The organism is Vibrio sp. Vb1554 (assembly GCF_033344235.1).
This window is the reverse complement of record NZ_JAWPOJ010000439.1, coordinates 1-1,057: the sequence shown is the minus strand read 5'-3', so window position 1 is coordinate 1,057 and position 1,057 is coordinate 1. Positions and strand designations below refer to the sequence as shown.

At 49.4% G+C, this 1,057-nt stretch carries 1 protein-coding gene; it reads left to right on the top strand.

The window, feature by feature from the left end; genetic code table 11:
• On the top strand, positions 1-1,057 hold a 1,057-nt coding region (locus R8N28_RS26900), incomplete at both ends, for a UbiD family decarboxylase (protein WP_318183879.1).

The window sequence follows — 1,057 nt, the reverse complement described above, 5'->3', positions numbered from 1 at the left end:
GAAAGGTCGACTTAAACGCATTACTCACCCTGTCGATCCCGCTTACGAAATGACAGAGATCAGCGACCGCACCTTACGTGCTGGAGGCCCTGCGCTGTTGTTTGAAAATCCAATCGGCTACAACGTTCCTGTTCTGACCAACCTGTTTGGTACGCCAGAGCGTGTCGCGATAGGTATGGGACGCGAAGACGTAAAAGAGTTACGCGAAGTCGGCAAACTGCTGGCTTATTTAAAAGAACCTGAGCCACCAAAAGGCTTCAAAGACGCATTGGAAAAACTGCCAGTATTCAAGCAAGTGTTGAATATGCCAGCCAAGCGACTGCGTAAAGCGCCATGCCAAGACATTGTATGGCAAGGTGACGAAGTCGATTTGGATAAAATTCCGGTGATGAGTTGTTGGGCGGAAGACGTAGCACCATTATTAACGTGGGGTTTGACGGTCACCAAAGGGCCGAATAAAAAACGTCAGAACCTCGGTATCTACCGCCAACAAAAAATCGCCAAAAACAAAATCATCATGCGTTGGCTAGCTCACCGTGGTGGCGCGTTAGATTTGCGTGATTGGATGGAAACCAACCCGGGTAAGCCGTTCCCAGTTTCCGTGGCGTTTGGTGCCGACCCTGCCACTATCCTTGGTGCGGTGACGCCAGTGCCGGATACGTTATCAGAATATGCCTTTGCTGGTTTGCTGCGTGGCAGTAAAACCGAAGTGGTCAAATCCATCAGTAACGATTTGGAAGTCCCAGCAAGTGCTGAAATCGTCATGGAAGGGTACATCGACCCGAACGAGTTTGCCGATGAAGGCCCTTACGGCGATCACACTGGCTACTATAACGAAAAAGAAAAGCATCACGTCTTTACCATTACGCACATCACCATGCGTAAAGACCCAATTTATCACAGTACCTATACTGGTCGTCCACCAGATGAGCCGGCGGTATTAGGCGTGGCACTGAATGAAGTATTCGTGCCAATTCTGCAAAAGCAATTCCCAGAGATTGAAGACTTCTACCTACCGCCAGAAGGTTGTTCGTATCGCATGGCCGTTGTAACCATG